We start from the raw sequence: 23032 nt of genomic DNA, 5'->3' as shown, positions 1-23032 counted from the left end.
ACCGAAAGGTCACGTCTCTGCCTGAAACGGGCCTAGGCGGCTCTACCTCATACGGGGGCCGCTGTCCCGAAGGAGACAACAAGCACGTCACGCACCATTCATCGCTCTGTGAGGTGCGCATGTTCCAACGAAGTACCCAGGGCGTCGCCGAGATCTGACCGACCCGGCGCCAGCCCTTCGCGTCGTTGCGCAGTGCTGTGAAGGCGGGATAGCCGCTGGCGCTGCGAGTGCGTGTCGAGCACGCACGGTCCCGGGTCGCCGCTCTAAGCGGCGCCCTGGCGGCCGTGGCTGCTCGAACGGATCAGCTGAATCCCATTTCTGACGGCGCGCGGCCCGGTGCGCGAACACCGGGCCGCTGTTCGGGCCGTCCCTGGTTAAGGAGCAACGACCCATGTTCGACATCGCCCATGCGCAGTCGCCCGTTACCCCGAACCCCGTTGACGTTCCGGACCGTGAGCCGACCGCGGCGGAGCTGGAGGCGGTCGACCAGGAGATGCCGCTGGTTCTGGCGGAGGTCGATCTGCTGGACGCGCAGATCACGGCCATGGACCGGCCGGCGAACGAGGTAGACGCCCGGCGGATCCGTCGGGCGGAGCACCGGGTGCTTGCCGCCCGCCGTGACCTGGCCAACAACAGCCGGCAGGTGCCGGAGGTGTCGGCATGAAGGCCGCCGTCCACTTCCTGCTGTTCCTGCTCACCGTGCTGGAGATGGCTGCCGGCCTGGTCGCAGGCTGCGTCGCGCTGGCCGGCCTGATTGCCGAGGCCACCGCCCGCGCCTTATCGGCCGGCACGAGTGGCTTCGCCCGCAGGTTCAACGTGCAGCCCGTGACTCCCCGTCTGCGGAACGGCCTCGCGGCCGTCCTGGACACTCCCGCCCCGACCGGTGCCGCTGGAGGTGCCCGATGAGTTACCGCGAAGAGCGCCGCGCCGACCAGGCAGCCGAGCGCGCAGATAACCGCGAAGACCGGCGCCTGCTGCTGGAAGCCCAGCTCAAGGCGAAGGAGATCGACGCCGAGAACAGGCGCCGTGACAGCGACGCGAAGGCGGAGCTGGTCCGCAGGGACGCTGCCGAGAAGCGCCGTCTCAAGCAAGCCGAGAGGAAGGCACGGGAGTCCGCCCGGGAGGCGAAGAAGGCCGCTTCCGCCGTGAAGCGGGCGAAGGTCGTGGGCTGGCTGCGGACGAATCCGGCGACGCTGTTCGTGGCGTTCGTGATGGTCGCCAGCATCGTGCCCGCGGTCATCTCGCAGGTGGGCGCCCTGTCGGGTGCTGGAGTGTTCGGGCCGATGGCAGGGCTGCTCGCGGCGATGCTCGAAGGTGGCGCGTGGGCGATCACCTTCATGGGCAAGCAGGCTGAGGACGCCGGCCGCGAGACCCGCAAGTACCGTGCCGCCACCTGGCTGACCGCCTGCGTGGCCGCGGCGGTGAACTTGTGGCACGGCCTGGAGCAGTACGCAGCCCACCCGTGGGTGGCGTTCGTCCTGGCGGGGTCGTCGCTGTTCGCCATCTACGTCTGGGACATGAAGACCCACGGGTCACACGGCCGGACGAAGGCGGAGAAGAAGGAGCAGGCGGCGCGCGAGAAGCACGCTGCCGACCGCCGCAAGCATCACAAGGACATCGCCCGCGAGGCCGACCGGCTGCTGTCGGCCATGCCTTACGGGTCGATCACCGAGGAAGAGGCGTTCGCCGCGGCCTGGCGCATTCACCGCGGCGCGGAGCCTGGCATGTCCGCGGAGCTGTACGCCACTGCCACCAACTCCCGCGTCCAGCTCGGTGCCGCCTTCGAACTCGGGGAGCACGTCCGCCCGGAGCTCCTGCGCACCGGCCTGCTCGCCTCCGCTCTCAACCCTCTTCCGGACGCCATGCCGACGCTGGGGCGGGTCACACCGCTCACTGCTCTTAGGGCACCAGAGCAGGGTGCGGGGGCGGTGCCGATCGGGATGGAAAAGCCGCAGGTGGAATCCCAAGTCCCCCCTGCTTCGAAAACGCCTTCGAAGACCCGCGCGAAGGCAGCCGGCGGGACGCCTGTTCCGCCACGCCGGCGCAAGGGCGACACCCCGTCGTTCCACCCCGCCGCACGGGTCGCCGCAGCCGAGACCGCGCGCAGGGCTGTCACCGCACGCGCGAGCTGAACGGCAGCAGCACCACCGCCCCGGGAACAAGCCGCGAGGGCGCCGACTCGAAGTCGGCCCGGGGTACGGCCTGCACACCACCGAGCCTGTGAAGGAAGGTCCACGTTGACCAGCCATGCCGCGCGGTTCGCCGCGGTCTACGCCGTGCTCACCGCATCGCACGAAGTCGCCGATCACTGGGTGCAGAGCGATTCCCAGGCCGGCGCGAAGGGCACCCCCGGCCCGGCCGGGGTGCGCGCCTGCGCAGCCCACGTCGCCACCTACACCGTCACCCAGGCCGCCGCGCTCGCCGTCACCAGCCGTGCGCTGCACCTGGAGCTGAGTCCCCGCCGTGCTGCGGTTGCCCTGGCCATCTCCGCCGTGACGCACTACATCGCGGACCGGCAGGGCGGGCACTGGCGGGACGACAAGCCGCGCGGCATCGTCCGCCTGGCCGCCGCGACCGGCAGCGCCAAGTGGCTCCAGCGTGACCCCGGAGCCGGATACCTGCTGGACCAGTCCTGGCACAGGGGCTGGATCGCCGCCGCGGCTCTGCTGGCCGCCGCCGGCAACTGACTACGCCCCGGGACGACCGCCAGGTCGCCAAACTCAACCGGCCGTCCCGGGTCCCCTTGCCACTCCGAAGAGAGCAGGAAGCCTCAGCATGACGGAAAACCCGGCGGACACGGAACCGCCCACCCTCGCACCTGTCGTCTACCTCCCCGGCAGCAAACCCGCAGATGCCGTACCGCCTGGCACCAGCACCCCCGCAAGCGCCACGCTGCGGCCGGTGCCGGGCGTGTTGGACTCCGCCCGCCGGGTCCTGGCCGGTGTCGACCTGACCACCATCGACGTCAAGGTCACCGACGACCACCACGACTTCGACGCGTTCGCCGACACCCCGCTGATCCCGGTGTGGATGCGCAGCCGTGAGGGCTGGGCAGCCTTCGCCGGAGTCTTCTACCGCGCCCGCCGCCGCGACGCCCGCCGTTGGGTACGCCGCCAGCGCACCGACCGCGGGCACCTCGCGCAGGCCCGCCGCGGCACGCGTCGTCTGCACGACTGGGTCGTGGGCTTCGAAGGTGTGCAGGTCCAGGCCACCGCGCATGCCGCGCACATCGCCACCAAGGAGGCCCGCGCTGCTGCCCGCACCGCGCGGTTCACCCCGGTGGTGATGCGGACGAAGAAGGACCTGGCCATGAAGGCGGCTGCGACCTCGCAGGCCGCAGCGATAGAGGCCGTCGCCCTGCACAAGCAGGCCAAGAAGGACCGCCGCCGCATGCGGAACCTGCGCGCGGGCGTCGTCTACGGCCCGCCGGCAACCGCGGTCCTCGCCGGCTACACGCAGGCGGGACTTCTCGGGCTGTCCGGCGGGGTGATGGCCGCATTCGCAGAAGCAGCGTTCGCCGGCCGGCACCCTGTCGGGGAGGAAACCGACTGGTCGCAGGACTGGCGTTCCCTGGGGGACGGGGACGTGATGAACGCCCCCATGCTGGATGCGGTCTTCCGCGCGGCGAAGGTCATCGGCAAGGAGGAATCCCTGCGGGCGGTGCGGATGCCGATGATGGACGCGACCGGAGCGTGGTCGGCCGTGGTCGACCTTCCCCCGGGCATCCCGGCGAAGACCGCCCTGCGCGCTCAGCCGGAACTCGCCTCAGCGTTCGGGATCGCCGACGCTCAGCTCAGCTTGACCAAGCTGAACCGGTCGGGGCGGCTGGAGCTGTACGTCTCCCGGGAGCTCCCCTTCACCAGGCCCGCAGAGCGCGGTCCGCTGCTGGGGCTGGACGGTCCGGCGAACTTCTGGGGCCGCATCTCCATCGGCCCCGACGTGCGCGGACTGCCGGTGTCCATCAGCGTCGTGGAGCGTTCCGGCCTGGTCGGCGGCGAGCCCGGCGCCGGCAAGTCGGCTTCCGGCAACACCATCCTGCTGGCCGCGGCACTGGACCCGCGGGTGATCCTGCACCTGGCCGACGGCAAGGGCGGCGGGGACCTGGAACCCTTCGAGCCGCTGTGCGAGCAGTTCGAGGGCGACGCGGACCCCGAGGCGTTCAACACGATGCTGGACGATGAGATCGCCGACATGCGAAACCGCTACGCCCTGCTCAAGCGGCTCGGGAAGCGGAAGGTCACCGAAGCTCTCGCCGACGCTCATCCGGAACTGCGGCAGAAGCTGGTCTGGGTCGACGAGCTGATGTTCTACACCACCGATGAGGACTACGGGAAAAAGATCACCAAGAAGCTCCGCAACCTCGTGAGCAGGGGCCGCGCAGCGGGGATCATCACCTTCTGCGCGACACAGAAGCCCGGCTCTGACGTGGTGGACACCTCCCTGCGCGACCTGCTCTCGATCCGGTGGGCACTGCGCTGCACCACCCCGGAAGCCTCGGACACCATCCTGGGCAAGGGCGCCGCGGCCTCCGGGTTCTCCGCCAAGACCATCGAATCCGAGATGCGCGGTGCGGGGTTCTTGTGGGCGGAGGGCTCCAACCCGGTGCTGGTCCGAGCCGACTACTACACCGACGACCAGGTCAACGAACTCCTGGGCTTCGCCCACGGTCTGCGGACCAAGGCCGGCACCCTCCCGCGGACAGCACTGCCTCTGGCGGACCGGCTCCGGGAGCACGGCGACGACGATGCGGCCCTGCTCGCCGTCGTGCTCGACACCTTCACCGCCGCCGGCCCTTCCGGGGAGCCCGCCGAGTGGCTGCCCGGCTCCGTCCTGCTGGACGCCGCGAAGTCCTCGGGCATCGACGTGACCCCGGAGCGGTTGGCGGCCCTGGTGGTGCGTTCCGACGGGGAGAAGATCAAGCGGCCGTGGGGCGAGAAGGGAAGCCGCGTGTCCGGCTACCCCCTGGACCGCATCCGGCAGACGATCGCCGACCGGTACGGCCTCACCGCCTGAACCCGCCTCGCCGGACCTGCGCGACCTGGACGAACCCCGGACCACCGCCCCGATCTGCCCCGGTTTGATCCGGTGCAGATCGAGGCGGAACCCGGACGGAGATTCGTCGACCCGGACGATTTCCGTCCAGGTCCGGCCGGGACACGTCCAGGTCGATCGCCTCTCTGACCTGCAACGATGCCCGCCCCATCCAGGTCCCGTCCAGGTCCCCGCACTCCCTCAAACCCGCACATAGCGACCTTCGAGGAGTCGGCCCATGCCCCCCGTGATCCACACCGCCGACCCCGCCCCGGCCGGCGTCCCGCAAAGCCTCGGGGACGTCGATGCGGCGCAACTGGTCCGCGAGATCGAGCAGTACCTGTCCGCCCGCACCCGCACCACCGCGCACCCACTGGTCACCAAGACCACCGACGAACTCATCGCCGAAGCGTTCACCGGGCTCAACCAGCCCGTGCCCACGGCGGAAGCTCCGGCCGCGCCGGTTCTGGCCGGGCCGGGACGTCTCCTGCGAGTGCTTCCCGACTGGGCGCTGTCCCTTCCGGTCCTGCGCACCTACTACGGCGGCGGCCGTCACCTCACCGCGGCCGAACACCTGCAACTGACCGCGCTGGTCATCGAACGCTACGGATGGTCCCGCGGCCACCTGCGCAGCACGTCCGGCCGTCGATGCATCCTCGGTGCCCAAGCCGTCCTGTTCCGCCTCGGCTACGGCGACGAATCAACCGTCCACACCGCCGCCGGCCACCTCCAAGGCGTCCTGCGCGCCCGCGGGATCACCCAGCCGTACCACGCCTGGAACGACACCCCCGGCCGCACACAGGCCGAAGTCCTGCACCTCATCCGCGAAGCCGCCAACCACGCCCGCCGCTAACTTCTTTGCCACGTGCTGGTGGTTGGCTGCGCAGGTCAGCTCGGCCCTGGTGGGCTTATGCCGTGACGTACAGAGGCTTTGCTCCTCGCAGAAAGGAGACGTAGTCCGCTGTCGCCTTCCGTGTCGAATACTGCGGCGGGGATGTCTTGGCAGGGCTGCCCGTCAGAGCAGCTATCTGATAAGCCACCGGCGGGGAGTGCCGGAACTCCCTGCTGACCGAGGGCGGCGTGCGCGAAAGCCGCTCCCCCTGCACGGCTTCGGGCCAGTCAGCGGAGAGGTGCGCCACACCGATTTTCCGGGAGAGCGTGACGGTCCCCCGGGCACGCGCCAGGGCTCCTTCGGAGAAGCCGAGAGGTGCGCAGAGGATCGCGTGCTCTGCGGCGACGTCCTCTGCCTTTCCGGCGAGCTCGTCAACCGTCCCAATCTGGATCTTGCCTGCGTAGCACTTCGCTTCGTAGATCACAGTGATCTGCGCTCCTGCGAAGGTACCCGTCGCGAGGACATCGATCTGGCGCATCCTTCCGCTGATCTGCCCGCGTACCTTGACGTCCCTCTTCACGGTCACGTGGCCCTGACGGGCCAGGTCAGAGGCGAAGCGCTCCACTTCCGCTTCGAACTTCCGCCAGAAGGCTTTGTCTGGCGATCGGTCGTTTCTGTACACCCGGCTTGCAGCGTCCACCCGTCACATTGTGCCCGTTGCGCGCCAACCCCACTGCCAGAGGCCCCGCTTCGGGGCTCATCAATCAGAGACAAGCCATGGGGGTCAGAATGCTCAAATCCACCGACGACACACGAATGTCTACCCCACCGCCTTTGCACGCGCTGGCGTTGTGCTCCGGCTACGGCGGTCTGGAGATCGCCTTGAGCGCCGGACTCGGCTTGGTCCCAGTGGCGTTCGCTGACAACGACCCCTTCGCGTCGGCGGTGTTCACCGCCCACCACCCCGGATTGCCGAACCTGGGGGACATCACCCGCACCGACTGGCACGCCGTGAACGCCACGTTCGCGCCGGACGTGGTCGTGGCGGGCTTCCCGTGCAGGAACATCTCCAACGCAGGACGAAGGGACGGCATCCATGGCCAGTGGTCGCGGATCTGGAAGAACGTCGCTGAGGCTGTTCGCGTCATTCGACCGCGCTACGTCTTCCTGGAGAACGTGGCGGCGCTCCGCTCGCGGGGGCTGGACGTCGTCGCCGCAGACCTGGCCCAGGTCGGGTATGACGCTCGGTGGACATGCCTACGAGCTGGTGACCCCGAAACCGGCGCCCCGCACACCCGGGACCGCTGGTTCGCCGTCGCGTATCCCGCTGCTGAAAACCCCGACCTCGCAGCTCGGCACCAATGGCGGCCCGCAGCACCCGGACAAGCGCAAGGCGGGCGGACACGGCCCGACGCTGGAGGACGAAGCGGTCTTCCTGCTGCCCCTGTGGGAGGACCCGGAGCGGATGGACGGACCGTGAGGCTGCTGCCCACACCAGCCGCGCGAGACTGGAAGTCCGGCGCCTCCAACCTGCTCAGCACCAACTCCCGCCCGCTCAATGAAGTGGTCGTCAATCTACTGCCCACCCCGGAAGCGTCGGACGGACCGCACGGGGGACCCAGCCAGCCTGACACAAGCGGCCGGTACTACCTCCCCGGCCAGGCCGTCCGACTAGACGCCCGATGGATTGCCCACGACGGGACCGACTACGGCCCCGCCATCCACCGCTGGGAAGCCGTCATCGGTCGGCGGGCGCCCTGCCCGACCGAGCCGGGTGCCCGCGGCAACCGCCGCCTCAACCCGGTGTTCGTGGAATGGATGATGGGCCTCGCCGAAGGGTGGGTCACCGCCATCCCGGACGTCCCCCGCAAGGAACAGCTCAAGATCCTCGGCAATGGCGTCGTCCCCCAGCAGGCCCGCCAGGCGTACGCCCGGCTGCTTGGCGTCGTTCCCGCTGCCTGGTCGCCGCCCGCCGGGGTCGCCGCATGAGGGATCCCGCTGCCCTGTTCGACCTTCCCGACGCCGCCCCGGAGCCCACGCCTGGGGCGCTGCCGTTCTCCAGCACTGACCCGGCTGGCTGCAACGCCGCACTGGTCGGCGACGGCTACGCCTGGCTCGGACGGCTCCTGCCGGCGCCTCCGGCGCTGCCGTGCCCGCGCTGCCGTCGTCCCATGCGCCTGGGGGACGTGCCGCTGCTGTGGGAGTGCGCCCCGTGCGATGCCCGAGACGTGAGGAGGAACGCCGCATGACCAGCAGGAAACCCGGGCCGCAGCACGTGCAGGAGCCGCTGTTCCCCGACTCCGAACTCACCGGTACCGGCCGGCTTCGCCCCTGGCCCCTGCTGCCCATGCAGGAAGCAGACCCGGCGGTGCGTAAGGGGCACCAGCGGTTCGTCCACCCCGGCGGCGATGATTCGCGAGGGGTCGCCGCGTGACCGCCTACACCCGCACCCATGGCGGCGTCGCGATGACCGTCCACGCGCCCGCTGACGATGCCGAGTTCGACCAGGCGGCGTTCGCCGCGTTCGCCGCATCCGATCCGGTATTGGGGCTGGACGTGGAAGGCCACGCGATCGTGGACGGCGGCCCCGGGCACTTCGGTCCGGACGCCGGGCTTCGCATGGTGCAGTTCGGCACCGCGACCACCGCGTGGGTCCTCAACCCGCTCTTCCCCGGTCAGCGACTGGCCATCGAAGCCGTACTGGCCGACCCGGAGCGGCGGTTCACCACCCACACCAACTACGACACCCTTGCCGTCTGGTCAGCCTTCGGTATCGCCCTGGGACAACGGGTGATCGACACTCACCTTCTGTCCAAGCTCGTGGATCCGGACGAACGCGCAGGCCACGGCCTCAAAGACCTGTCCCTGCGGTACCTGGACTCCGGACTTGTCGAAGCCCAGCAGGCGCTGTACGCGCGGATGAGGGAACTGGCCCCGACCGGCCGCCGTGCGGGCAACAGCCCGCTGACCTGGGGCTGGAACCACATCCCCGCAACCGATGAGGCATACACCGTCTACGCCGGGCTGGACGCGGTCTACGTGCGCAGGCTGCTGCCGGTTCTCCTCGCGCGGTGCGGCCCGTTCTCGCACCTGGTGCGGATGGAGCAGTGGCTTGCCGCGCAGTCCACCGGCATCACCGTGCGCGGCCTGCTGCTGGACCGCCCCTACACCGAATCCCTCCTGGAACGGGTGCAGGACGAGTTCGACCAGGCCGCGGGCACCATCACCAGGGCGCTGGGGTTCTCCGGCTCCAGCCCGCGCTTCGCGGAATGGCTGGAGCAGCAGGTCACCGGCACCCGTCTGCCGCGCACCGACGGTGGCCGGCCATCGGCCACCGCGGATGCCCTCACCCAGCTCACAGCCGAGATCGCCGACGGCACCGCCACGATCACCGAGCAGGGGCAAGCGCTGCTGGAGGCGCGGCGGGCGATGGCAGCCACAACCAACACCATCGCCAACCTCAAATCCTTTCTGACTGCCGCCGACGGTGGCGGGCGGGTGCACCCGCAGATCAACACCCTGCGCGCCCGAACGGGGCGGATGTCCATCACCGGACCGGCGTTGCAGACGCTCAAGAAGCACGACCCCCGCCTGCGGCACTGCTTCCAAGCAGACCCCGGGAACGTACTGATCACCTGCGACTTCTCGCAGGTCGAAGTCCGCGTGGCCGCCGCCTTGTCCCGAGACCGGACGCTCATGGCGGTGATCGCCTCAGGGGTGGACATCCACGACGCCACCGCAGAGCTGATGTACGGGAAGGGCTTCGCCAAGGAGCAGCGGACCGTCTCCAAGCGGGCCACGTTCGGCACGATCTACGGCGGCGGCGCCAAAGCCCTTGCCGCCCAGACCGGGGTGCCGGTCAGCGTGGCACGCGGGGTGATCCAGCGGTGGCAGCGCACCTACCCCGAAGTGATCCGCTTCGGAAAGGACATCGCCAACGCCACCACCGTCATCACCGGGTCCGGCAGGCGCATCCCCGCCGACCCGGCCCGGCCGTACGCGAACAGCAACTACGCGATCCAGTCCACCGCCCGTGACCTGCTGGTCGCCGCCGTCTACCAGCTCGCGACCGAAGGCGGGCTGCACGGGGCGCTGTGGCTGTTCGTCCACGACGAAGTCATCGTCCAAGCCCCCGCCCACCGGGCAGAGGAGGTCCGCCGGCTGCTTCAAGAGGCGATGACCGCCACCTTCCGCGGCGTCCCGATCGCCGCTGACGCCGAAATCCTCGGCACCCACTGGGGCCGACTCCCCGACACCACCAGCACCGACACCACGACCGGATCCGTGCACGCCGCAGCCTAGGAGGGCTCGCACATGGCCATCGGAGAGACCGTGATCACCCTGGTCGGCAACATCACCGCCGACCCCGAACTGCGCCACACCGACGAAGGCATCCCCTGGGTGACCTTCAACGTCGCGTCCAACTCGAAGGTCTGGGACAAGAACCGCTCCGAATGGGGCGAGGGCAAGACGCTGTTCATGCGCTGCACCGCCTGGCGCTGGCTCGCCGACAACGCCAACAGCACCCTGACCAAGGGCGCCCGCGTCATCGTCACCGGAGCGCTGCGGCAGTTCGAGTACACCTCCGCCGACGGCATCCAGCGCACAGGGTTCGGCCTGGACGTCGAAGACATCGCCGTCAGCCTCCGCTACGCCACCGCCACCATCCACCGCACCACCAGCAGTGCCACGGGCGGCGGTGAGAGCAGCAGCGGGCGCGGCCAGCAGGTGAAGGGCCGCGGCAGCGCCCCGGGGGACGACCCGTGGGCCACGGCCGGTAACGCCCGCAGCGGCGGGGGCTGGTCGGACGAACCGCCGTTCTAGCCGTGCCTGGGGGCCGCCGAAAGCTTGCCGGCACCGGCGGCCCCTTCGCCCCTGAACCCTGATGTGAACAGGAGTCTCCAGCATGCCCCGATCCAGCCCGAACACGCACCACCCCGGACCCTGGTGGCACCCCGCCCGCGCCTACGCCCTGTCGGCTGCCACCCTCTACCGGCTGCCGGTCTTCCCCCTCACCCGCAGCAAGCACCCGGCCATCCCCAGCGCCCATCCCGGCGCCGACGTGTCGTGCGCCGGCGGGTGCGGATCCTTCGGGCACGGGGTGCACGACGCGTCCGCGGACCCTGACACGGTGCGGCGGCTGTTCGCCGCGGCGCCGTGGGCGGCCGGCTACGGCATCGCCTGCGGGCGCGAGCCCCTGTTCCTGTTCGGCCTGGACCTGGACCACAAGAGCGGCGTGGACGGGATCGCCAACTTTCATGCCCTCGCGACGCGTCACGCCTTCGCGGTACCGGCAACGGCAACGGTGGTCACACAGTCGGGAGGGCTGCATCTGTGGCTTACCGCCCCGGCGGTCGCACGCGTGCCGAACACCGTGGGTCTGCTCGCCCCGGGGATCGACACCCGCGGCCACGGTGGCTACCTGGTCGGCCCGGGAAGCCTCGGACCCCGCGGGCGGTACCGCTTCGCCCCCGACTCCGGCCCCACGGAGATCGAACGCGTACCTGATCAACTACTGGCCCTCCTGAAGGCCTCTCACAAGCCCGTTCAGGAGCCCCCGCAACTGACGGGCCGCAGAGGGGGGTTCAGGCCCGCAGAAGGCCACCTGGAACCCCTGGTGCGTTTCGTGCTGGATTGCGGCCCCAACGATCTCAACAACCGCCTCTACTGGGCCTCCAGGAAGGCTTTCGGGGATCTGGGCATCGATCCGGAGACCGCATCGGGGCGTCTCCTGGAGGCCGCGGTGCTGCGCGGCCACCCCGAGACCCCCGCAGTCCGCACGATCGCCAGCGCCCGCCGCGGCGCCGCCCGCGACACCGCCGGCAGGCAGGAGGCATCGGGGTGAGCACCCAGGAGAAAGGCCCCTCCCAGGCTTCCGCTCTGGTGTCCCTCGCCAAAGCCGCCTACGGCCTGGTCATGTCCGAGGACGGCCGCCCCTACGGCGTCCGCCGCAACGGCCCCAACCTCGCCCTGCCCTTGCGCGGGAAGGCAGGCCTGCGCTCCCAGTTGGCCCGACGCTTCACCGAGAACAACGGCGGCCAGGTCCCGTCCCAATCTGCCCTGGCCGACGCGATGACCGTCCTCGAAGGCGTCGCGGCATCCACCGACCCCGAACCCGTCCACCTGCGCGTAGCTGGCGACGGCACCCGCGTGGTGCTGGACCTGGGCACCGCAGACGGCCGCTGCGTAGCGGTCACCCCCGACGGCTGGAGCGTGGAAGGCCGCTCCCCGGTGCTCTTCCGCCGCTCCGGAGCCATGTCGCCCATGCCCACCCCCGAGCCAGCCGGCGACGGCCTCGCCCTGCTGCACGGCCTGCTCAACATGGACGACAACGCGTTCCACCAACTGGTGGGATGGCTGATCGCCGCGTGGGTCCCCCACATCCCGCACCCCGTGCTGACGTTCAAGGGCGAGCAGGGCACGGGGAAGTCCAAGGCCGCGCAGATGGTCGTCAACCTCGTGGACCCCTCCGCCGCGACGAAGCGGTCCCAGCCGCGGGACGTGAAGTCCTGGGCAACCCAGGCGTTCAACTCCTGGGCGCTGTGCCTGGACAACATCAGCACCATCCCGCCCTGGCTGTCCGACACCCTCTGCAAGGCCGTCACCGGCGACGGCATCGTGGACCGTGCCCTGTACACCGACGACGACGTCGTGGTCCTCACCTTCCGCCGCGTGCTGCTGATGACCACCATCGACGCCGGCGCCCTCGCCGGCGACCTCGCCGAACGCCTGATGATGCTGGACCTCCGGCTCATCGGCGAGGACCGGCGGGCCACCGAAGAGGAACTGGACGCCGCCTACGCCACCGCCAGGCCCGCCATCCTCGCCTCCCTGCTGGACCTGCTCGCGGCCGTCCTGCGAGAGCTCCCGAACGTGCACCTGGAACGGATGCCGCGCATGGCCGACTTCGCCCGCGTCCTGGCGGCCGTCGACGCCGTGCAGGGCTGGAACACCCTCGCCGACTACACCGCCGCATCGCAGAACGTCGCCGCCGACGCACTCGAAGGAGACCCCTTCGGATCCGCGGTCGTGGCATTCGTGGAGACCCACGGAGCCTGGTCCGGCACCGCCGCACAACTCCTGGACCTCATCCCGCCCCCGGACGGCTACCACCCCAAGTGGCCCAAGGACGCCACCCGCGCCGGCGGACAGCTCAAGCGTCTCGCGCCGATGCTGCGGTCGGTCGGGATCACGTTCGACGACTCCCAACGGTCCGCGGACCGGGCACGGCAACGCCTCTACACCCTGGCGTCTCCAGAGATTGCCCGCAATCCAGCGTCCGCAGCGTCCTTAGCGTCCGCAACCCCCTCCGACCAGCACAAACATGCGGACGCTAGCGCCAACACCAGCGTCCGGTCAGTGTCCGCACAGCGTCCGCAAGATCGGCTTGCGGACGCTGCGGACGCTGTTGCGGACACTGGCCACACCCCAGCGTCCGCAAGATCACAAGCCACTGACCAGTACAGACGACAGTCACCGGACGCTGCGGACACTGCGGACGCTGGGATGCAAGCAATCTCTGGCTACCGCCTCCGGTGCGCCACCTGCGAACAGCCCATGGACCCCGCCCTCACCGCAGCCGGTCACCTCACCCACCCCGACTGCTGAACGTGCCAGGACGACCATTTGCCCGCCCGCCAAGGAGAAGACTCCATGCCTAGCAGTCAGCAGATGCTCAAGCTCCCCCAGGTACTCACCGAACTCGGCATGTCCCGGGCCGCCTTCTACCGCATGCGCGCCCGAGGCAAAGCACCTCGGCTCGTGAAACTCCCTAATGGTCACCTCCGAGTTCGCCGCGCCGATCTGGACGACTGGCTGAACAAACTCGACTCGCCCACGTACTGATCCACCCCGACGGCCCGCCGCACACCACGCGGCGGGCCTTCGCACGTCTCGGTCAAGAGAGGAACCCCGTGGCATACACCTTCGAAGTCCGCATCTGGGCCGTCCGGCAGCGCAAGGACCGCGGCCAGACCACCGCTGAACTCCGCTGGAAGGTCGGCAGCACACCGCACTCCCAGACCTTCCGCACCAAGACCCTCGGCGACGGCCGCCGCGCGGAGTTGCTGGGAGCCGTACGCAATGGCGAGCAGTTCGACGAAGTCACAGGCCTGCCAGTGTCCGAACTGCGGCGCCGCAACGACGTGAGCTGGTACCAACACGCGCGCGACTACATCGAGATGAAGTGGCTCGCTTCGCCCGCCAAGACGCGCACCACCCTGGCCGAAGCGATGGCCAGCGCGACACCCGCTCTCGTCAGCACCCACCGCGGGATGCCCGAACAGAGGGAACTCCGCAGGGCGCTCTACAGCTGGGCCTTCAACATGAACCGCTGGAAGGAGGACCCGCCGGCCGAAGTACAGCGTGTCCTTGACTGGGTGGAGGGCCACACCGTACCGATGAACGCACTGGAAGACCCGCTGCTGCTGCGCAAAGTACTCAACGCCTTCACGCTGCGACTCGATGGGGAGGCAGCGGCTGCATCGGTGATGCGTCGCAAGCGTGCCATCTTCCACAACGCCCTCGGCTTCGCTGTTGAGGCCAGGAGGCTGGCCGTCAATCCACTCCCCCAGGTGCAGTGGTCACTTCCTGCACCAGTCGATCAGGTGGATCCCGGCTGCGTCGTCAACCCCAAGCAGGCGCGGCAGCTCCTCAAAGCCGTGGAAGCCCAGGGCGCACGCGGTCGGCACCTGAAGACGTTCTTCGCGGTGCTGTACCACGCAGGTCTCCGCCCTGGCGAAGCCGTGTGGCTGCGACGGGTGAACTGTGAGCTGCCGCTGAAGGGCTGGGGCGTCCTGCATCTGGACGGCTCGCGTCCGCGGGTGGGCAGTTCGTGGACGGACTCTGGTACCGCCCACGATGAGCGGGGGCTGAAGTGGCGACCGCGGAAAGACGTACGCCACGTGCCGATTCCGCCGGCGCTGGTGGCCATGCTCAGTGAGCACCTGGACACGTACGGCACGACGCACGACGGTCGGCTGTTCCAGACCGCCCGCGGGGGCATCGTCCAGGAGAGCGGCTATGGCGAGGTGTGGGCACGAGCCCGGAAGAGTGCATTCACCCCGGAGCAGCACGCGTCGCCCTTGGCCGTACGCCCGTATGAGCTACGGCACGCGTGCGTCTCGCTGTGGCTGAACTCCGGAGTGGACCCCGTGGAGGTCGCCCGAAGGGCTGGTCATTCGGTCGCCGTACTGCTGAAGGTCTACGCAAAGTGCCTGGACGGTGCCACCGAGATGGCGAATGCCCGGATCGACGCCGCGCTCAAGCGCTGGAGGTAAGCGGGCTTGGCCGCAGCCGGGGGCAGCGGTAGTCCGAATCGTCCTCCAGCCCAGCCGTCGGAGGGATACAACGGTGATCGCAGTCCTTACGAGCCGCTAGGGGTATCAATGACCGTTTCGACACTCAACTTCACGGACGCCACGGACGCGGTCGACGCAGGCGACTACATGTGGAGCGAAGACATGCTTGCGCTGGAGGGCGAGCAGGCCGACTACGAACGCAGGAGAGCGGAGGCGGCCGGTAAGCATCGGGCACGTGGATACGCGCTCCTGTGCCAGGCTGCAGCGCAGCCAGACGGCCCTGAGGGCGACCGTCTCCGCAGCTTGGCCTCCCAAGAGCTGCGCCGGGCGAACGACCCTCTACCCGAGGCGAAGCGCGCTTTGGAACGGCTGGAGCGCATCGTTCTTGAGTCCTGCGGGCAGCCCGCCGTGCTTGTGAGGCCCAGCCTTCCCGATCACCGCGAGGTCTATCACCGCGACGCCGGCTGCAAGCACATCAGCGGTGGCGGCCGGTATCTGCTGAGCTGCGGGTGGACTCTGGTCGGTGCCGCGAGAGAGGTCGGATACCGAGCGTGCTCCCGGTGCGGGACCGGTCTGCGGTCGACCGCCCCGTAGCCAGGGTCGAAAGAGGCGCGGGAGTGCCCCACGCATGCCCCACGCGAGCTGGTCAGCATGTGATTCAGGGTGAGACAGACTGGGATCTAAGTAGCTTTTCGATCACTCGAACACCGGGAACGCCTGAGGGGCCTGCCACCAGCATCTCTGCTGGTCACAGGCCCCTCATCCATGTGGCGGCACGTGGATTCGAACCACGGTAGGCTAAGCCGACGGATTTACAGTCCGCTCCCATTGGCCGCTCGGGCATACCGCCATGGAATGACGCCGTGGACGTGGTCCGCTGTGTGCGGTGGTCTGTGGCGACGACGTAAACGATACCCGATGCGCGGGGGTGGTTCGCCACTGGATTGATCAGCGCGCTGGGGGGTGTGCGGTGGCTAGGGTGGTGGGTGACGGGCCGGCGACGGGCCGTGGGAAAGATCGATCGATGGAACGCCGATGGAACACAGTCAAGGAGCCCACTGAAGATGGCCGACTCCAGTTTCGACATCGTCTCGAAGGTCGAGCGGCAGGAGGTCGACAACGCCCTCAACCAGGCCGCGAAGGAGATTTCGCAGCGCTACGACTTCAAGAACGTCGGAGCGTCGATCGCGTGGTCGGGCGAGAAGATCCTGATGGAGGCGAATTCCGAGGAGCGCGTCAAGGCGATCCTGGACGTCTTCGAGACGAAGCTGGTCAAGCGCGGGATCTCGCTCAAGGCGCTGGACGCCGGCGAGCCGCAGCTGTCCGGCAAGGAGTACAAGATCTTCGCGTCGATCGAGGAAGGCATCTCGCAGGAGAACGCCAAGAAGGTCGCGAAGATCATCCGCGATGAGGGGCCGAAGGGCGTGAAGGCCCAGGTGCAGGGGGACGAGCTGCGGGTCAGCTCGAAGAGCCGGGACGACCTGCAGGCGGTGCAGGCGCTACTCAAGGGCAAGGACCTGGACTTCGCGCTGCAGTTCGTCAACTACCGCTGAGACCACCGCCGACCCCGGCGGCCGGGGCCGTCAGGGCGCGCAAGGCGCCCCGGCGGCCCTTCCGCTTGCCCTACTGGGCGGCCTGGAGTTCCTTGACCACGGCGAGGGCGTCGTCGATGTGGCCGCCGATGTTCATCATCGAGGAGAAGGCGTGGCGGATGACGCCGTCCCGGTCGATGACGAAGGTGATGCGGCCCGGGATCACGCCGCCGAGCGTGGCGGCGCCGTACTGCTTGCGTACGGCCCGGCCGGCGTCCGAGAGCAGGGTGAAGGGCAGTTCGTGCCGCCCGGCGAATTTCTCGTGGGACGCCACCGAGTCCGAGCTGACGCCGATCACCACGGCTCCGGCGTCCGTGAAGCTCTCGTAGCTGTCGCGGAAGCTGCACGCCTCGGCGGTGCAGCCGCGGGTGTTGTCCTTGGGGTAGAAGTAGAGCACCACGACCTTCTCGCCCAGGAAGTCGCTGAGTGCCACCTGCTGCCCGGACTGGTCGGGGAGTGTGAAGTCAGGTGCCTTGTCGCCGACTTGCAGGGTGCCCATGGGTCATCTCCTTGACGTCGCGGCAGCATTGCCGGTCGGCTCCCATCCTCGCGCAACGGCGGGCGTACGCAGTCCCCGGGTGCCCGCGGTCCACGGCTGGTCCTCGGCGGTACGCAGCAGCGCGGCCTACGCCTGGTCCTCGGCCGTACGCAGCAGCGCGGCCAGCAGCGTCGCCAGCTCGGCCCGGCCGTCGGCGCCCAGCGTCGCGGCCAGTTCGGCTTCCACGGCTTCCACGATGCCGCGGGCAGTGGCCAGTGCGAGGCGGCCGGATTCGGTGATGCGCAGGGCGTAGCGGCGGCGGTCCTGGGGGTCGCGGTCGCGGACGACCTGGCCGGCCCGCTCCAGGTCGTCCACCACCTGGAGCACCGCCTGCTCGCTGATGGCCAGCCGCCGGGCGAGCTGCTGCTGCGAGAGGGCCTCGTCGGCCACGACGGCCAGCGCCCCGAAGTGCCGGGGGTGCAGGCCGCTGCCCGCGAGGGCGGCCTCGACGCGGTGGCGCACGGAGTGGTGGGCCTGGGTTATCAGGGCACCGGTGCGGTGGGGTGGGGGTGCGGGACGGGACATCAGTCGCGCGAGCAGGGTGTCGAGGCGGTCGCGCTCGGCGGCGGCCAGCGCCGCGGTGAGCCGGTCGTCGGCGGCGGACACCGCCGGGTCCATCGCCTTGACGGCGGCCCTGCCGTCCTCGGTGAGCGCCAGGACGTACGAGCGGCGGTCGTCGGGGTTGCGCGCCCTGGTGACCTGGCCCGCGGCCTCGAAGCGGTCGATCAGCTTGACCATCGTGGTGCGGTTTATGCCGAGCCGGTCGCCGAGGTCCTGCTGCGAGTAGGCGGCGCCGGGCTCGCCGAGCGCGTCGAGCACCTGGAAGTCGCGGAAGCTGCCGGCGCCGTCCGCGGTGTCGCGGAGGTCGGGGGCGAGGCGGGTGGCGAGGACGTACGCACTGCGGAGCAGACACGCGGCGTAACCGGCGAGGCAGGGCGGCGGACCCACGCCGGCGGCTTGCCTGCTGAGCGCGTCAACGTCGACCACCGTGCACCTCCGCAGCCGAGACTAGCAGGGCGCAGCCGTCTGACCAGGGGTCCGACCGGTCCGGACGGGATCCGGCGGGGCCTCGCGCGACCGGTGTGGCACGGGAGGCGCGCGGTGGCGGCAGCGGGCCGCGCGCTCGGCGCGTGCCGTCACTCGAAAGCCCTCTCCGCTTCCGCCCGGCCACGTCGTGGTCGGATACTGGTGGTGACAGGCTGATATGGCCGAGAGACGGGTAGAGGTGCTGACCATGGGTGTACTCAGGTTGGTGTTGAACGTCCTGTGGTTGATCTTCTGCGGAATCTGGATGGCGATCGCCTACACCGTCGCCGCCCTGATCTGCTTCCTGCTGATCGTCACCATCCCCTTCGGGGTGGCCGCCCTGAGGATCGCCGGCTACGTCCTGTGGCCCTTCGGCCGGACGACGGTGGAGCGCCTCGACGCCGGGGCGCCGTCCTTCGCCGGCAATGTGGTCTGGCTGATCTTCGCGGGCTGGTGGCTGGCCCTCGGGCACCTGATCACCAGCATCCCGCTGTTCGTCTCGATCATCGGCATCCCCTTCGGCTGGGCGAACCTCAAGCTCATCCCGGTCTCCCTGATGCCGCTGGGGCGGGAGATCGTGCCGAGTGACGAGGCCTTCGGAAGGGTCGTCTGACCCGCTTCCGCAAGGCCCGTCCGTCAGCGGCCGCCGGCCATCTGCTCCAGGCGGGAGATGCGCTCGGCCATCGGGGGGTGGGTCGAGAAGAACTTGGACGCGTCACCCGGGCGGAACGGGTTGGCGATCATCATGTGGCTGGCGGTCTCCAGGCGCGGCTCGGGCGCCAGCGGCCGCTGCTTCGTGCCGGCGTCGAGCTTGCGCAGGGCGGACGCCAAGGCCAGCGGGTCGCCGGTCAGGCGGGCTCCCGAGGCGTCGGCTTCGTACTCCCGCGAGCGGGAGACGGCGAGCTGGATCACTGAGGCGGCTATCGGGCCGAGGATCATCATCAGCAGCAGACCGATGATGCCGGGGCCCTCGTCCTCGTCCGAGCCGAAGAGCCAGGCGAAGTTGACCAGGAAGACCACGACGGAGGCCAGGGTGCCCGCGACGGAGGAGATGAGGATGTCGCGGTTGTAGACGTGGCTCAGCTCGTGGCCGATGACGCCGCGCAGCTCGCGCTCGTCGAGGATGGCCATGATGCCCTCGGTGCAGCAGACCGCGGCATTGCGCGGGTTGCGGCCGGTGGCGAAGGCGTTGGGCGCCTCGGTCGGCGAGATGTACAGCCGGGGCATGGGCTGCCGGGCGGCCGTCGACAGCTCGCGCACGATCCGGTAGAGCGCGGGCGCCTCGAACTCGCTGACCTGGCGGGCGCGCATCGCGCGTAGCGCGAGCTTGTCGCTGTTCCAGTACGCGTACGCGTTGGTGCCCAGGGCGATGACGAGCGCCACGATGAGCCCGGTCCGGCCGAAGAAGCTGCCGATGCCCAGGATGAGTGCGGACAGGCCACCGAGGAGTACGGCGGTCTTCAACCCGTTGTGCCGGCGGTGCACGTGCCCTCCAGATTCTGCGGTGTGCCGAGGGTGCTCTTTCCTAAGGAGAACCTCCTGCACTGCTCAACGCCACCGGGGCGGCGCTAGTTCCCTTGTGCCTACCGGTGCGTACGGGCGGCGACCGGCCCGCGGGCCGGGGCCGGAGCGGTCAGAGCAGGGCGCCCTGGGCGTAGCGCAGGATCAGCTGCGGGGCCCCCGAGAGGGCCACGCCGGCCACCGCGGTCAGGGCGACGGCCAGCGCGAGCCCGGCGGGGGTGCGCACCGCGACCGCGCCCGCGGGGGTCGCCACCGCGTCGGCACGCTCCGGCGCCGCGGTGAAGAGCAGGGCCGTCCAGCGCAGGTAGTAGACCAGGGCGATCACGACGTTCACCGCCATGATCACCGCGAGCCAGCCGTGCTGGGCGCCGACCGCGGAGGAGAAGACGGCGACCTTGGCGAACAGGCCGATCACACCGGGCGGCAGTCCGGCCAGGCACAGCAGGAAGAAGGCCAGCGCGAGGGCCGCGGCGGGGCGGGCGGCGTACAGGCCGCGGTAGTCGGTGAGGCGACTGTGCGGGGCGGTGCGCTCGACCAGGGCGACGACGGCGAAGGCGCCGAGATTCACCACGGCGTACATCAGCGCGTACGCGACGGTGGTGCCGATCTCGTGGGCCGGGTCGTCGGCGGACGCGGCGGCGGCGAGCGGGACCAGCAGATAGCCCGCCTGGCCGATCGAGGACCAGGCCAGCAGCCTCACCGCGCCACGTGGCACATGGGGCCGCTGCCGGAGGGCGCCGACATTTCCCACGGTCATGGTGAGCGCGGCCAGTACCCCGATCGCCGGGCCCCACACGTGGGAATACGGGCGGAAGGCGACGACGGTGACCAGGATCAGCCCCGAGAAGCCGGCCGCCTTGCCGACGACCGACAGATACGCGGCGACCGGCAGCGGCGCGCCCGCATAGGTGTCGGGCACCCAGAACTGGAAGGGGGCGACGGCCAGCTTGAAGGCGAAGCCGACCAGCGTGAGGGCGACGCCGGCCCTGGCCAGGGTGTGCAGCTGGTCGGGGGTGTGGGTGAGGCCGGCCGCGACGGCGTTCAGCTGCAGGGTGCCCGTGGCGGCGTAGACGAAGCTGATGCCGAGCAGGGAGACGGCGGTGGCGGTCACCGAGGTCAGGAAGAACTTGAGGGCGGCCTCGCTGGACAGCCGGTCGTCGCGGCGCAGGCCGACCAGGGCGAAGGCGGGCAGCGTCGTCACCTCCAGGGCGACGATCAGCGTGGCCAGGTCGCGGGAGGCGGGCAGCAGGGCGGCGCCGGCGGCGGAGGACAGCAGCAGGAACCAGTATTCACCTGCCGGCATCCGCTCCAGGGTGCCGATCGACAGCAGCGCGGTGAGCAGCGCCCCGCCCAGCACCAGGACCTGGATGACCAGCGTGAAGTGGTCGGCGGCGTAGGAGCAGCCGCCGGTTCCCGGCTGGCAGAAGGTCGTGCGGTGCCCGTCGCGCAGCGGGATCACGGTGAGCGCGGCGGCGGCGAGCCCGGCGGCGGTGACCCAGCCCAGCAGCGGTTTGCGCTCCGCCGGCAGGAAGAGGTCGGCGACCAGCACGGCCACGGCGAGCGCGGCCGGGATGAGCACGGGGGTGAGCGCCGTCCAGTCGACGGGCTGCACGAGGGATGCCATCAGTGGCCTCCGAGCAGGGAGCGTACGGCCGGGTCGGTGAGCCCGAGCAGGGCGGCGGGCCACAGGCCGGCCAGGACGGTGAGGGCGGCCAGCGGCGTCCAGGCGGCGAATTCGTACGCCTTGACGTCGGCGAGCGCGGGCCGCAGCTCGGTGGTCTCCCGGTCGCCCATGCAGACCCGGCGGACCACGGTCAGCAGGTAGCCGGCGGTCAGCAGGGTGCCGAAGGCGGCGATGGCGGTGAAGGTCAGGTACGCGGGGCGGCTCAGGCCGGGGCCGGGGTCGAACGCGCCGAACATCGCGAGCATCTCGCCCCAGAACCCGGCCAGGCCCGGCAGCCCGAGCGAGGCGACGGCGGCGAAGGCGAGCAGGCCGCCGAGCCGGGGGGCGCGGCCGTAGAGGGCGGCGCCGGTGCGTCCGGCGAGCTGGTCGAGGTCGCTGGAGCCGTAGCGGTCCTTGACCGCGCCGACCAGGAAGAAGAGCAGGCCGGTGATCAGGCCGTGGGCGATGTTGGCGAAGAGCGCGCCGTTGACGCCGGTGGCGTTCAGCGAGGCGATGCCGAGCAGCACGAAGCCCATGTGGCCGACGGAGGAGTAGGCGATGAGCCGCTTGAGGTCGCCGCCGTTGCCGCGGCGGGCGAGCGCGAGGCAGGCGAGCGAGCCGTAGATGATGCCGACCACGGCGAAGGCGGCCAGGTAGGGGGCGAAGGTCTGGATGCCGCCCGGCGTGTCGGGCAGCACGATCCGCACCAGGCCGTAGGTGCCCATCTTCAGCAGCACGCCGGCCAGCAGCACGGAGCCGACGGTGGGGGCGGCGGTGTGGGCGTCCGGGAGCCAGCTGTGCAGCGGCCACATCGGGGCCTTGATCGCCAGGCCGAGGCCGATGGCGAGGACCGCGATCAGCTGCGTGGAGTGACTGAGGTGTGACCCGTTGTCAGTGGCGAGTGCCACCATGTCGAATGTGCCCGCTTTCACCCCGATGAGGAGCAGGCCGAGCAGCATGATCACGGAGCCGAGGAGGGTGTAGACGATGAAGCGCAGGGCCGATCGTTCCCGGTCGCCGCCGCCCCAGCGGGCGATCAGGAAGTACATCGGGATGAGGACCGTCTCGAAGGCCAGGAAGAACAGCATCAGGTCGAGCACGGAGAAGGTGGCCAGCGTGCCCGCTTCCAGCAGGAGCAGCAGCGCGACGAAGGATTTGGCGGAGCCGCCGGCCGGCAGGTGGAAGTAGGAGTAGAGCGCGCACAGGAAGGTCAGCAGCGCGGTCAGCACCACGAGGGGAAGGGAGATGCCGTCGATGCCCAGGTGGAGGTGGATCCGCAGTGCGGGGATCCAGTTGAGGTCCGTGCCGGCCTGCATCGTCGCCGGGTGGTCGTGGTCGAAGCCGGCCGCGAGCACGACGGACAGGATCAGGACGGCGCCCGTCACGGTCACCCCGTGCCGCAGCACCGCCTGGTCGGGGCCGCGGCCCCGCAGACCCGGCGGCGGCGGGAGCAGGGCGCCGGCCGAGCCGAGCAGCGGCAGCACGACGATCGCCGCGAGGATGTACTGGAGTGCGGTGTCGTTCACTGGT

General features: G+C 70.1%; 24 protein-coding genes, 1 tRNA gene and 1 pseudogene. 19 read left to right on the top strand and 7 right to left on the bottom strand.

Annotated elements, in window-relative coordinates:
- Positions 1 to 391: 391 nt before the first annotated feature.
- The 6 genes from BUE44_RS00190 (at position 392) to BUE44_RS00165 (ending at position 5884) form a co-directional block, all read left to right on the top strand.
- Positions 392 to 664, top strand: a complete 273-nt coding sequence (locus tag BUE44_RS00190; protein WP_073492251.1) for a DUF6284 family protein — start codon at positions 392 to 394, stop codon at positions 662 to 664.
- The gene (locus BUE44_RS00185) at positions 661 to 906 is read left to right on the top strand and encodes a hypothetical protein (RefSeq protein WP_073492249.1); all 246 of its coding nucleotides are present in this window, start codon (positions 661 to 663) and stop codon (positions 904 to 906) included. The genes BUE44_RS00190 and BUE44_RS00185 overlap by 4 nt, the downstream gene beginning before the upstream one ends.
- Positions 903 to 2132, top strand: a complete 1230-nt coding sequence (locus BUE44_RS00180; protein ID WP_073492247.1) for an AAA family ATPase — start codon at positions 903 to 905, stop codon at positions 2130 to 2132. Before BUE44_RS00185 ends, BUE44_RS00180 begins: the two co-directional genes overlap by 4 nt.
- Before the next feature lie 105 nt (positions 2133 to 2237).
- On the top strand, positions 2238 to 2687 hold the full coding sequence (locus tag BUE44_RS00175; RefSeq protein WP_073492245.1) for a hypothetical protein: 450 nt from the start codon (positions 2238 to 2240) through the stop codon (positions 2685 to 2687).
- An 88-nt stretch (positions 2688 to 2775) separates the two neighbouring features.
- Entirely contained in the window at positions 2776 to 5013 is a 2238-nt protein-coding gene (locus tag BUE44_RS00170; RefSeq protein WP_073492243.1) for an FtsK/SpoIIIE domain-containing protein, read from the top strand.
- Between the two features lie 256 nt (positions 5014 to 5269).
- The gene (locus tag BUE44_RS00165) at positions 5270 to 5884 is read left to right on the top strand and encodes a DUF6197 family protein (protein WP_235001849.1); all 615 of its coding nucleotides are present in this window, start codon (positions 5270 to 5272) and stop codon (positions 5882 to 5884) included.
- A gap of 55 nt (positions 5885 to 5939) precedes the next feature.
- Here the strand turns inward: BUE44_RS00165 and BUE44_RS00160 are convergent, their stop codons facing one another.
- The gene (locus tag BUE44_RS00160; RefSeq protein WP_079189362.1) at positions 5940 to 6563 is read right to left on the bottom strand and encodes a restriction endonuclease; all 624 of its coding nucleotides are present in this window, start codon (positions 6561 to 6563) and stop codon (positions 5940 to 5942) included.
- A 77-nt stretch (positions 6564 to 6640) separates the two neighbouring features.
- Between BUE44_RS00160 and BUE44_RS38260 the strand changes: the two are divergent.
- The 11 genes and pseudogenes from BUE44_RS38260 to BUE44_RS00115 form a co-directional block, all read left to right on the top strand.
- Positions 6641 to 7141 (top strand): annotated as a pseudogene (locus tag BUE44_RS38260) (DNA cytosine methyltransferase); the annotation flags it as partial.
- Positions 7101 to 7343: a hypothetical protein gene (locus BUE44_RS38255; RefSeq protein WP_235001889.1), complete on the top strand. Its 243-nt coding sequence runs from the start codon at positions 7101 to 7103 to the stop codon at positions 7341 to 7343. The pseudogene BUE44_RS38260 and the gene BUE44_RS38255, both read left to right, overlap by 41 nt.
- A complete protein-coding gene (locus tag BUE44_RS38250; RefSeq protein WP_235001888.1) occupies positions 7340 to 7852 on the top strand; it encodes a DNA (cytosine-5-)-methyltransferase in 513 nt (170 codons plus the stop codon). Before BUE44_RS38255 ends, BUE44_RS38250 begins: the two co-directional genes overlap by 4 nt.
- Before the next feature lie 256 nt (positions 7853 to 8108).
- Positions 8109 to 8297 carry a hypothetical protein gene (locus tag BUE44_RS00150; protein WP_073492239.1) on the top strand — a complete coding sequence of 63 codons (189 nt, stop codon included), beginning with the start codon at positions 8109 to 8111 and terminating at the stop codon, positions 8295 to 8297.
- Positions 8294 to 10165 carry a DNA polymerase gene (locus BUE44_RS00145; protein ID WP_073492238.1) on the top strand — a complete coding sequence of 624 codons (1872 nt, stop codon included), beginning with the start codon at positions 8294 to 8296 and terminating at the stop codon, positions 10163 to 10165. The genes BUE44_RS00150 and BUE44_RS00145 overlap by 4 nt, the downstream gene beginning before the upstream one ends.
- 12 nt (positions 10166 to 10177) lie before the next feature.
- Positions 10178 to 10687, top strand: coding sequence for a single-stranded DNA-binding protein (gene ssb, locus BUE44_RS00140; RefSeq protein WP_073492236.1), 510 nt, complete (start codon positions 10178 to 10180; stop codon positions 10685 to 10687).
- Between the two features lie 82 nt (positions 10688 to 10769).
- The gene (locus tag BUE44_RS00135) at positions 10770 to 11708 is read left to right on the top strand and encodes a bifunctional DNA primase/polymerase (protein WP_073492234.1); all 939 of its coding nucleotides are present in this window, start codon (positions 10770 to 10772) and stop codon (positions 11706 to 11708) included.
- The gene (locus tag BUE44_RS00130) at positions 11705 to 13471 is read left to right on the top strand and encodes an ATP-binding protein (RefSeq protein WP_200804298.1); all 1767 of its coding nucleotides are present in this window, start codon (positions 11705 to 11707) and stop codon (positions 13469 to 13471) included. The genes BUE44_RS00135 and BUE44_RS00130 overlap by 4 nt, the downstream gene beginning before the upstream one ends.
- A 45-nt stretch (positions 13472 to 13516) precedes the next feature.
- Complete coding sequence (locus BUE44_RS00125; RefSeq protein ID WP_073492232.1) at positions 13517 to 13708, top strand: helix-turn-helix transcriptional regulator; 192 nt, start codon at positions 13517 to 13519, stop codon at positions 13706 to 13708.
- Between the two features lie 68 nt (positions 13709 to 13776).
- Complete coding sequence (locus BUE44_RS00120; protein WP_073492230.1) at positions 13777 to 15141, top strand: tyrosine-type recombinase/integrase; 1365 nt, start codon at positions 13777 to 13779, stop codon at positions 15139 to 15141.
- Positions 15142 to 15249: 108 nt separating this feature from the next.
- Entirely contained in the window at positions 15250 to 15756 is a 507-nt protein-coding gene (locus tag BUE44_RS00115; protein ID WP_073492227.1) for a hypothetical protein, read from the top strand.
- A gap of 174 nt (positions 15757 to 15930) precedes the next feature.
- On the opposite strand, the gene BUE44_RS00110 is transcribed toward BUE44_RS00115, so the two are convergent.
- A tRNA-Tyr gene (locus BUE44_RS00110) sits at positions 15931 to 16012 on the bottom strand.
- A gap of 214 nt (positions 16013 to 16226) precedes the next feature.
- Between BUE44_RS00110 and BUE44_RS00105 the strand changes: the two genes are divergently transcribed.
- A complete protein-coding gene (locus BUE44_RS00105; protein WP_033177755.1) occupies positions 16227 to 16715 on the top strand; it encodes a YajQ family cyclic di-GMP-binding protein in 489 nt (162 codons plus the stop codon).
- 70 nt (positions 16716 to 16785) lie between these two features.
- Here the strand turns inward: BUE44_RS00105 and BUE44_RS00100 are convergent, their stop codons facing one another.
- Positions 16786 to 17253 (bottom strand): peroxiredoxin, encoded by a 468-nt coding sequence (locus BUE44_RS00100; protein ID WP_073492225.1) that lies wholly within the window; start codon positions 17251 to 17253, stop codon positions 16786 to 16788.
- A 126-nt stretch (positions 17254 to 17379) separates the two neighbouring features.
- The gene (locus tag BUE44_RS00095) at positions 17380 to 18279 is read right to left on the bottom strand and encodes a MarR family winged helix-turn-helix transcriptional regulator (RefSeq protein WP_079189361.1); all 900 of its coding nucleotides are present in this window, start codon (positions 18277 to 18279) and stop codon (positions 17380 to 17382) included.
- Positions 18280 to 18526: 247 nt separating this feature from the next.
- On the opposite strand from BUE44_RS00095, the gene BUE44_RS00090 reads away from it, so the two are divergent.
- A complete protein-coding gene (locus BUE44_RS00090) occupies positions 18527 to 18931 on the top strand; it encodes a YccF domain-containing protein (RefSeq protein ID WP_073492223.1) in 405 nt (134 codons plus the stop codon).
- 23 nt (positions 18932 to 18954) lie between these two features.
- Here the strand turns inward: BUE44_RS00090 and htpX are convergent, their stop codons facing one another.
- The 3 genes from htpX to BUE44_RS00075 all read right to left on the bottom strand — a co-directional run bounded on the left by htpX (position 18955) and on the right by BUE44_RS00075 (position 23028).
- A complete protein-coding gene (htpX, locus tag BUE44_RS00085) occupies positions 18955 to 19803 on the bottom strand; it encodes a zinc metalloprotease HtpX (protein ID WP_073492221.1) in 849 nt (282 codons plus the stop codon).
- Between the two features lie 148 nt (positions 19804 to 19951).
- Positions 19952 to 21463 carry an NADH-quinone oxidoreductase subunit N gene (locus BUE44_RS00080; protein ID WP_073492219.1) on the bottom strand — a complete coding sequence of 504 codons (1512 nt, stop codon included), beginning with the start codon at positions 21461 to 21463 and terminating at the stop codon, positions 19952 to 19954.
- On the bottom strand, positions 21463 to 23028 hold the full coding sequence (locus tag BUE44_RS00075) for a complex I subunit 4 family protein (protein WP_073492217.1): 1566 nt from the start codon (positions 23026 to 23028) through the stop codon (positions 21463 to 21465). The genes BUE44_RS00080 and BUE44_RS00075 overlap by 1 nt, the downstream gene beginning before the upstream one ends.
- Positions 23029 to 23032: the final 4 nt, after the last annotated feature.

It is taken from the genome of Actinacidiphila paucisporea (genome assembly GCF_900142575.1).
Classification (GTDB): domain Bacteria; phylum Actinomycetota; class Actinomycetes; order Streptomycetales; family Streptomycetaceae; genus Actinacidiphila; species Actinacidiphila paucisporea.
The sequence above is the reverse complement of the archived record's forward strand: the minus strand, read 5'-3'. Positions and strand labels throughout refer to the sequence as shown.

Bases quoted from the DNA above. Each gene is read 5' to 3' on its own strand.
- BUE44_RS00165 (WP_235001849.1), top strand. From the start codon at position 5,270: ATGCCCCCCGTGATCCACACCGCCGACCCCGCCCCGGCCGGCGTCCCG.
- BUE44_RS00185 (WP_073492249.1), top strand. From the start codon at position 661: ATGAAGGCCGCCGTCCACTTCCTGCTGTTCCTGCTCACCGTGCTGGAG.
- BUE44_RS00135 (WP_073492234.1), top strand. From the start codon at position 10,770: ATGCCCCGATCCAGCCCGAACACGCACCACCCCGGACCCTGGTGGCAC.
- BUE44_RS00125 (WP_073492232.1), top strand. From the start codon at position 13,517: ATGCCTAGCAGTCAGCAGATGCTCAAGCTCCCCCAGGTACTCACCGAA.
- BUE44_RS00080 (WP_073492219.1), bottom strand. From the start codon at position 21,463: ATGGCATCCCTCGTGCAGCCCGTCGACTGGACGGCGCTCACCCCCGTG.
- BUE44_RS00100 (WP_073492225.1), bottom strand. From the start codon at position 17,253: ATGGGCACCCTGCAAGTCGGCGACAAGGCACCTGACTTCACACTCCCC.
- BUE44_RS00090 (WP_073492223.1), top strand. From the start codon at position 18,527: ATGGGTGTACTCAGGTTGGTGTTGAACGTCCTGTGGTTGATCTTCTGC.
- BUE44_RS00190 (WP_073492251.1), top strand. From the start codon at position 392: ATGTTCGACATCGCCCATGCGCAGTCGCCCGTTACCCCGAACCCCGTT.
- BUE44_RS00105 (WP_033177755.1), top strand. From the start codon at position 16,227: ATGGCCGACTCCAGTTTCGACATCGTCTCGAAGGTCGAGCGGCAGGAG.
- ssb (WP_073492236.1), top strand. From the start codon at position 10,178: ATGGCCATCGGAGAGACCGTGATCACCCTGGTCGGCAACATCACCGCC.
- BUE44_RS00150 (WP_073492239.1), top strand. From the start codon at position 8,109: ATGACCAGCAGGAAACCCGGGCCGCAGCACGTGCAGGAGCCGCTGTTC.
- BUE44_RS00170 (WP_073492243.1), top strand. From the start codon at position 2,776: ATGACGGAAAACCCGGCGGACACGGAACCGCCCACCCTCGCACCTGTC.
- BUE44_RS00115 (WP_073492227.1), top strand. From the start codon at position 15,250: ATGACCGTTTCGACACTCAACTTCACGGACGCCACGGACGCGGTCGAC.
- BUE44_RS38255 (WP_235001889.1), top strand. From the start codon at position 7,101: ATGACGCTCGGTGGACATGCCTACGAGCTGGTGACCCCGAAACCGGCG.
- BUE44_RS00180 (WP_073492247.1), top strand. From the start codon at position 903: ATGAGTTACCGCGAAGAGCGCCGCGCCGACCAGGCAGCCGAGCGCGCA.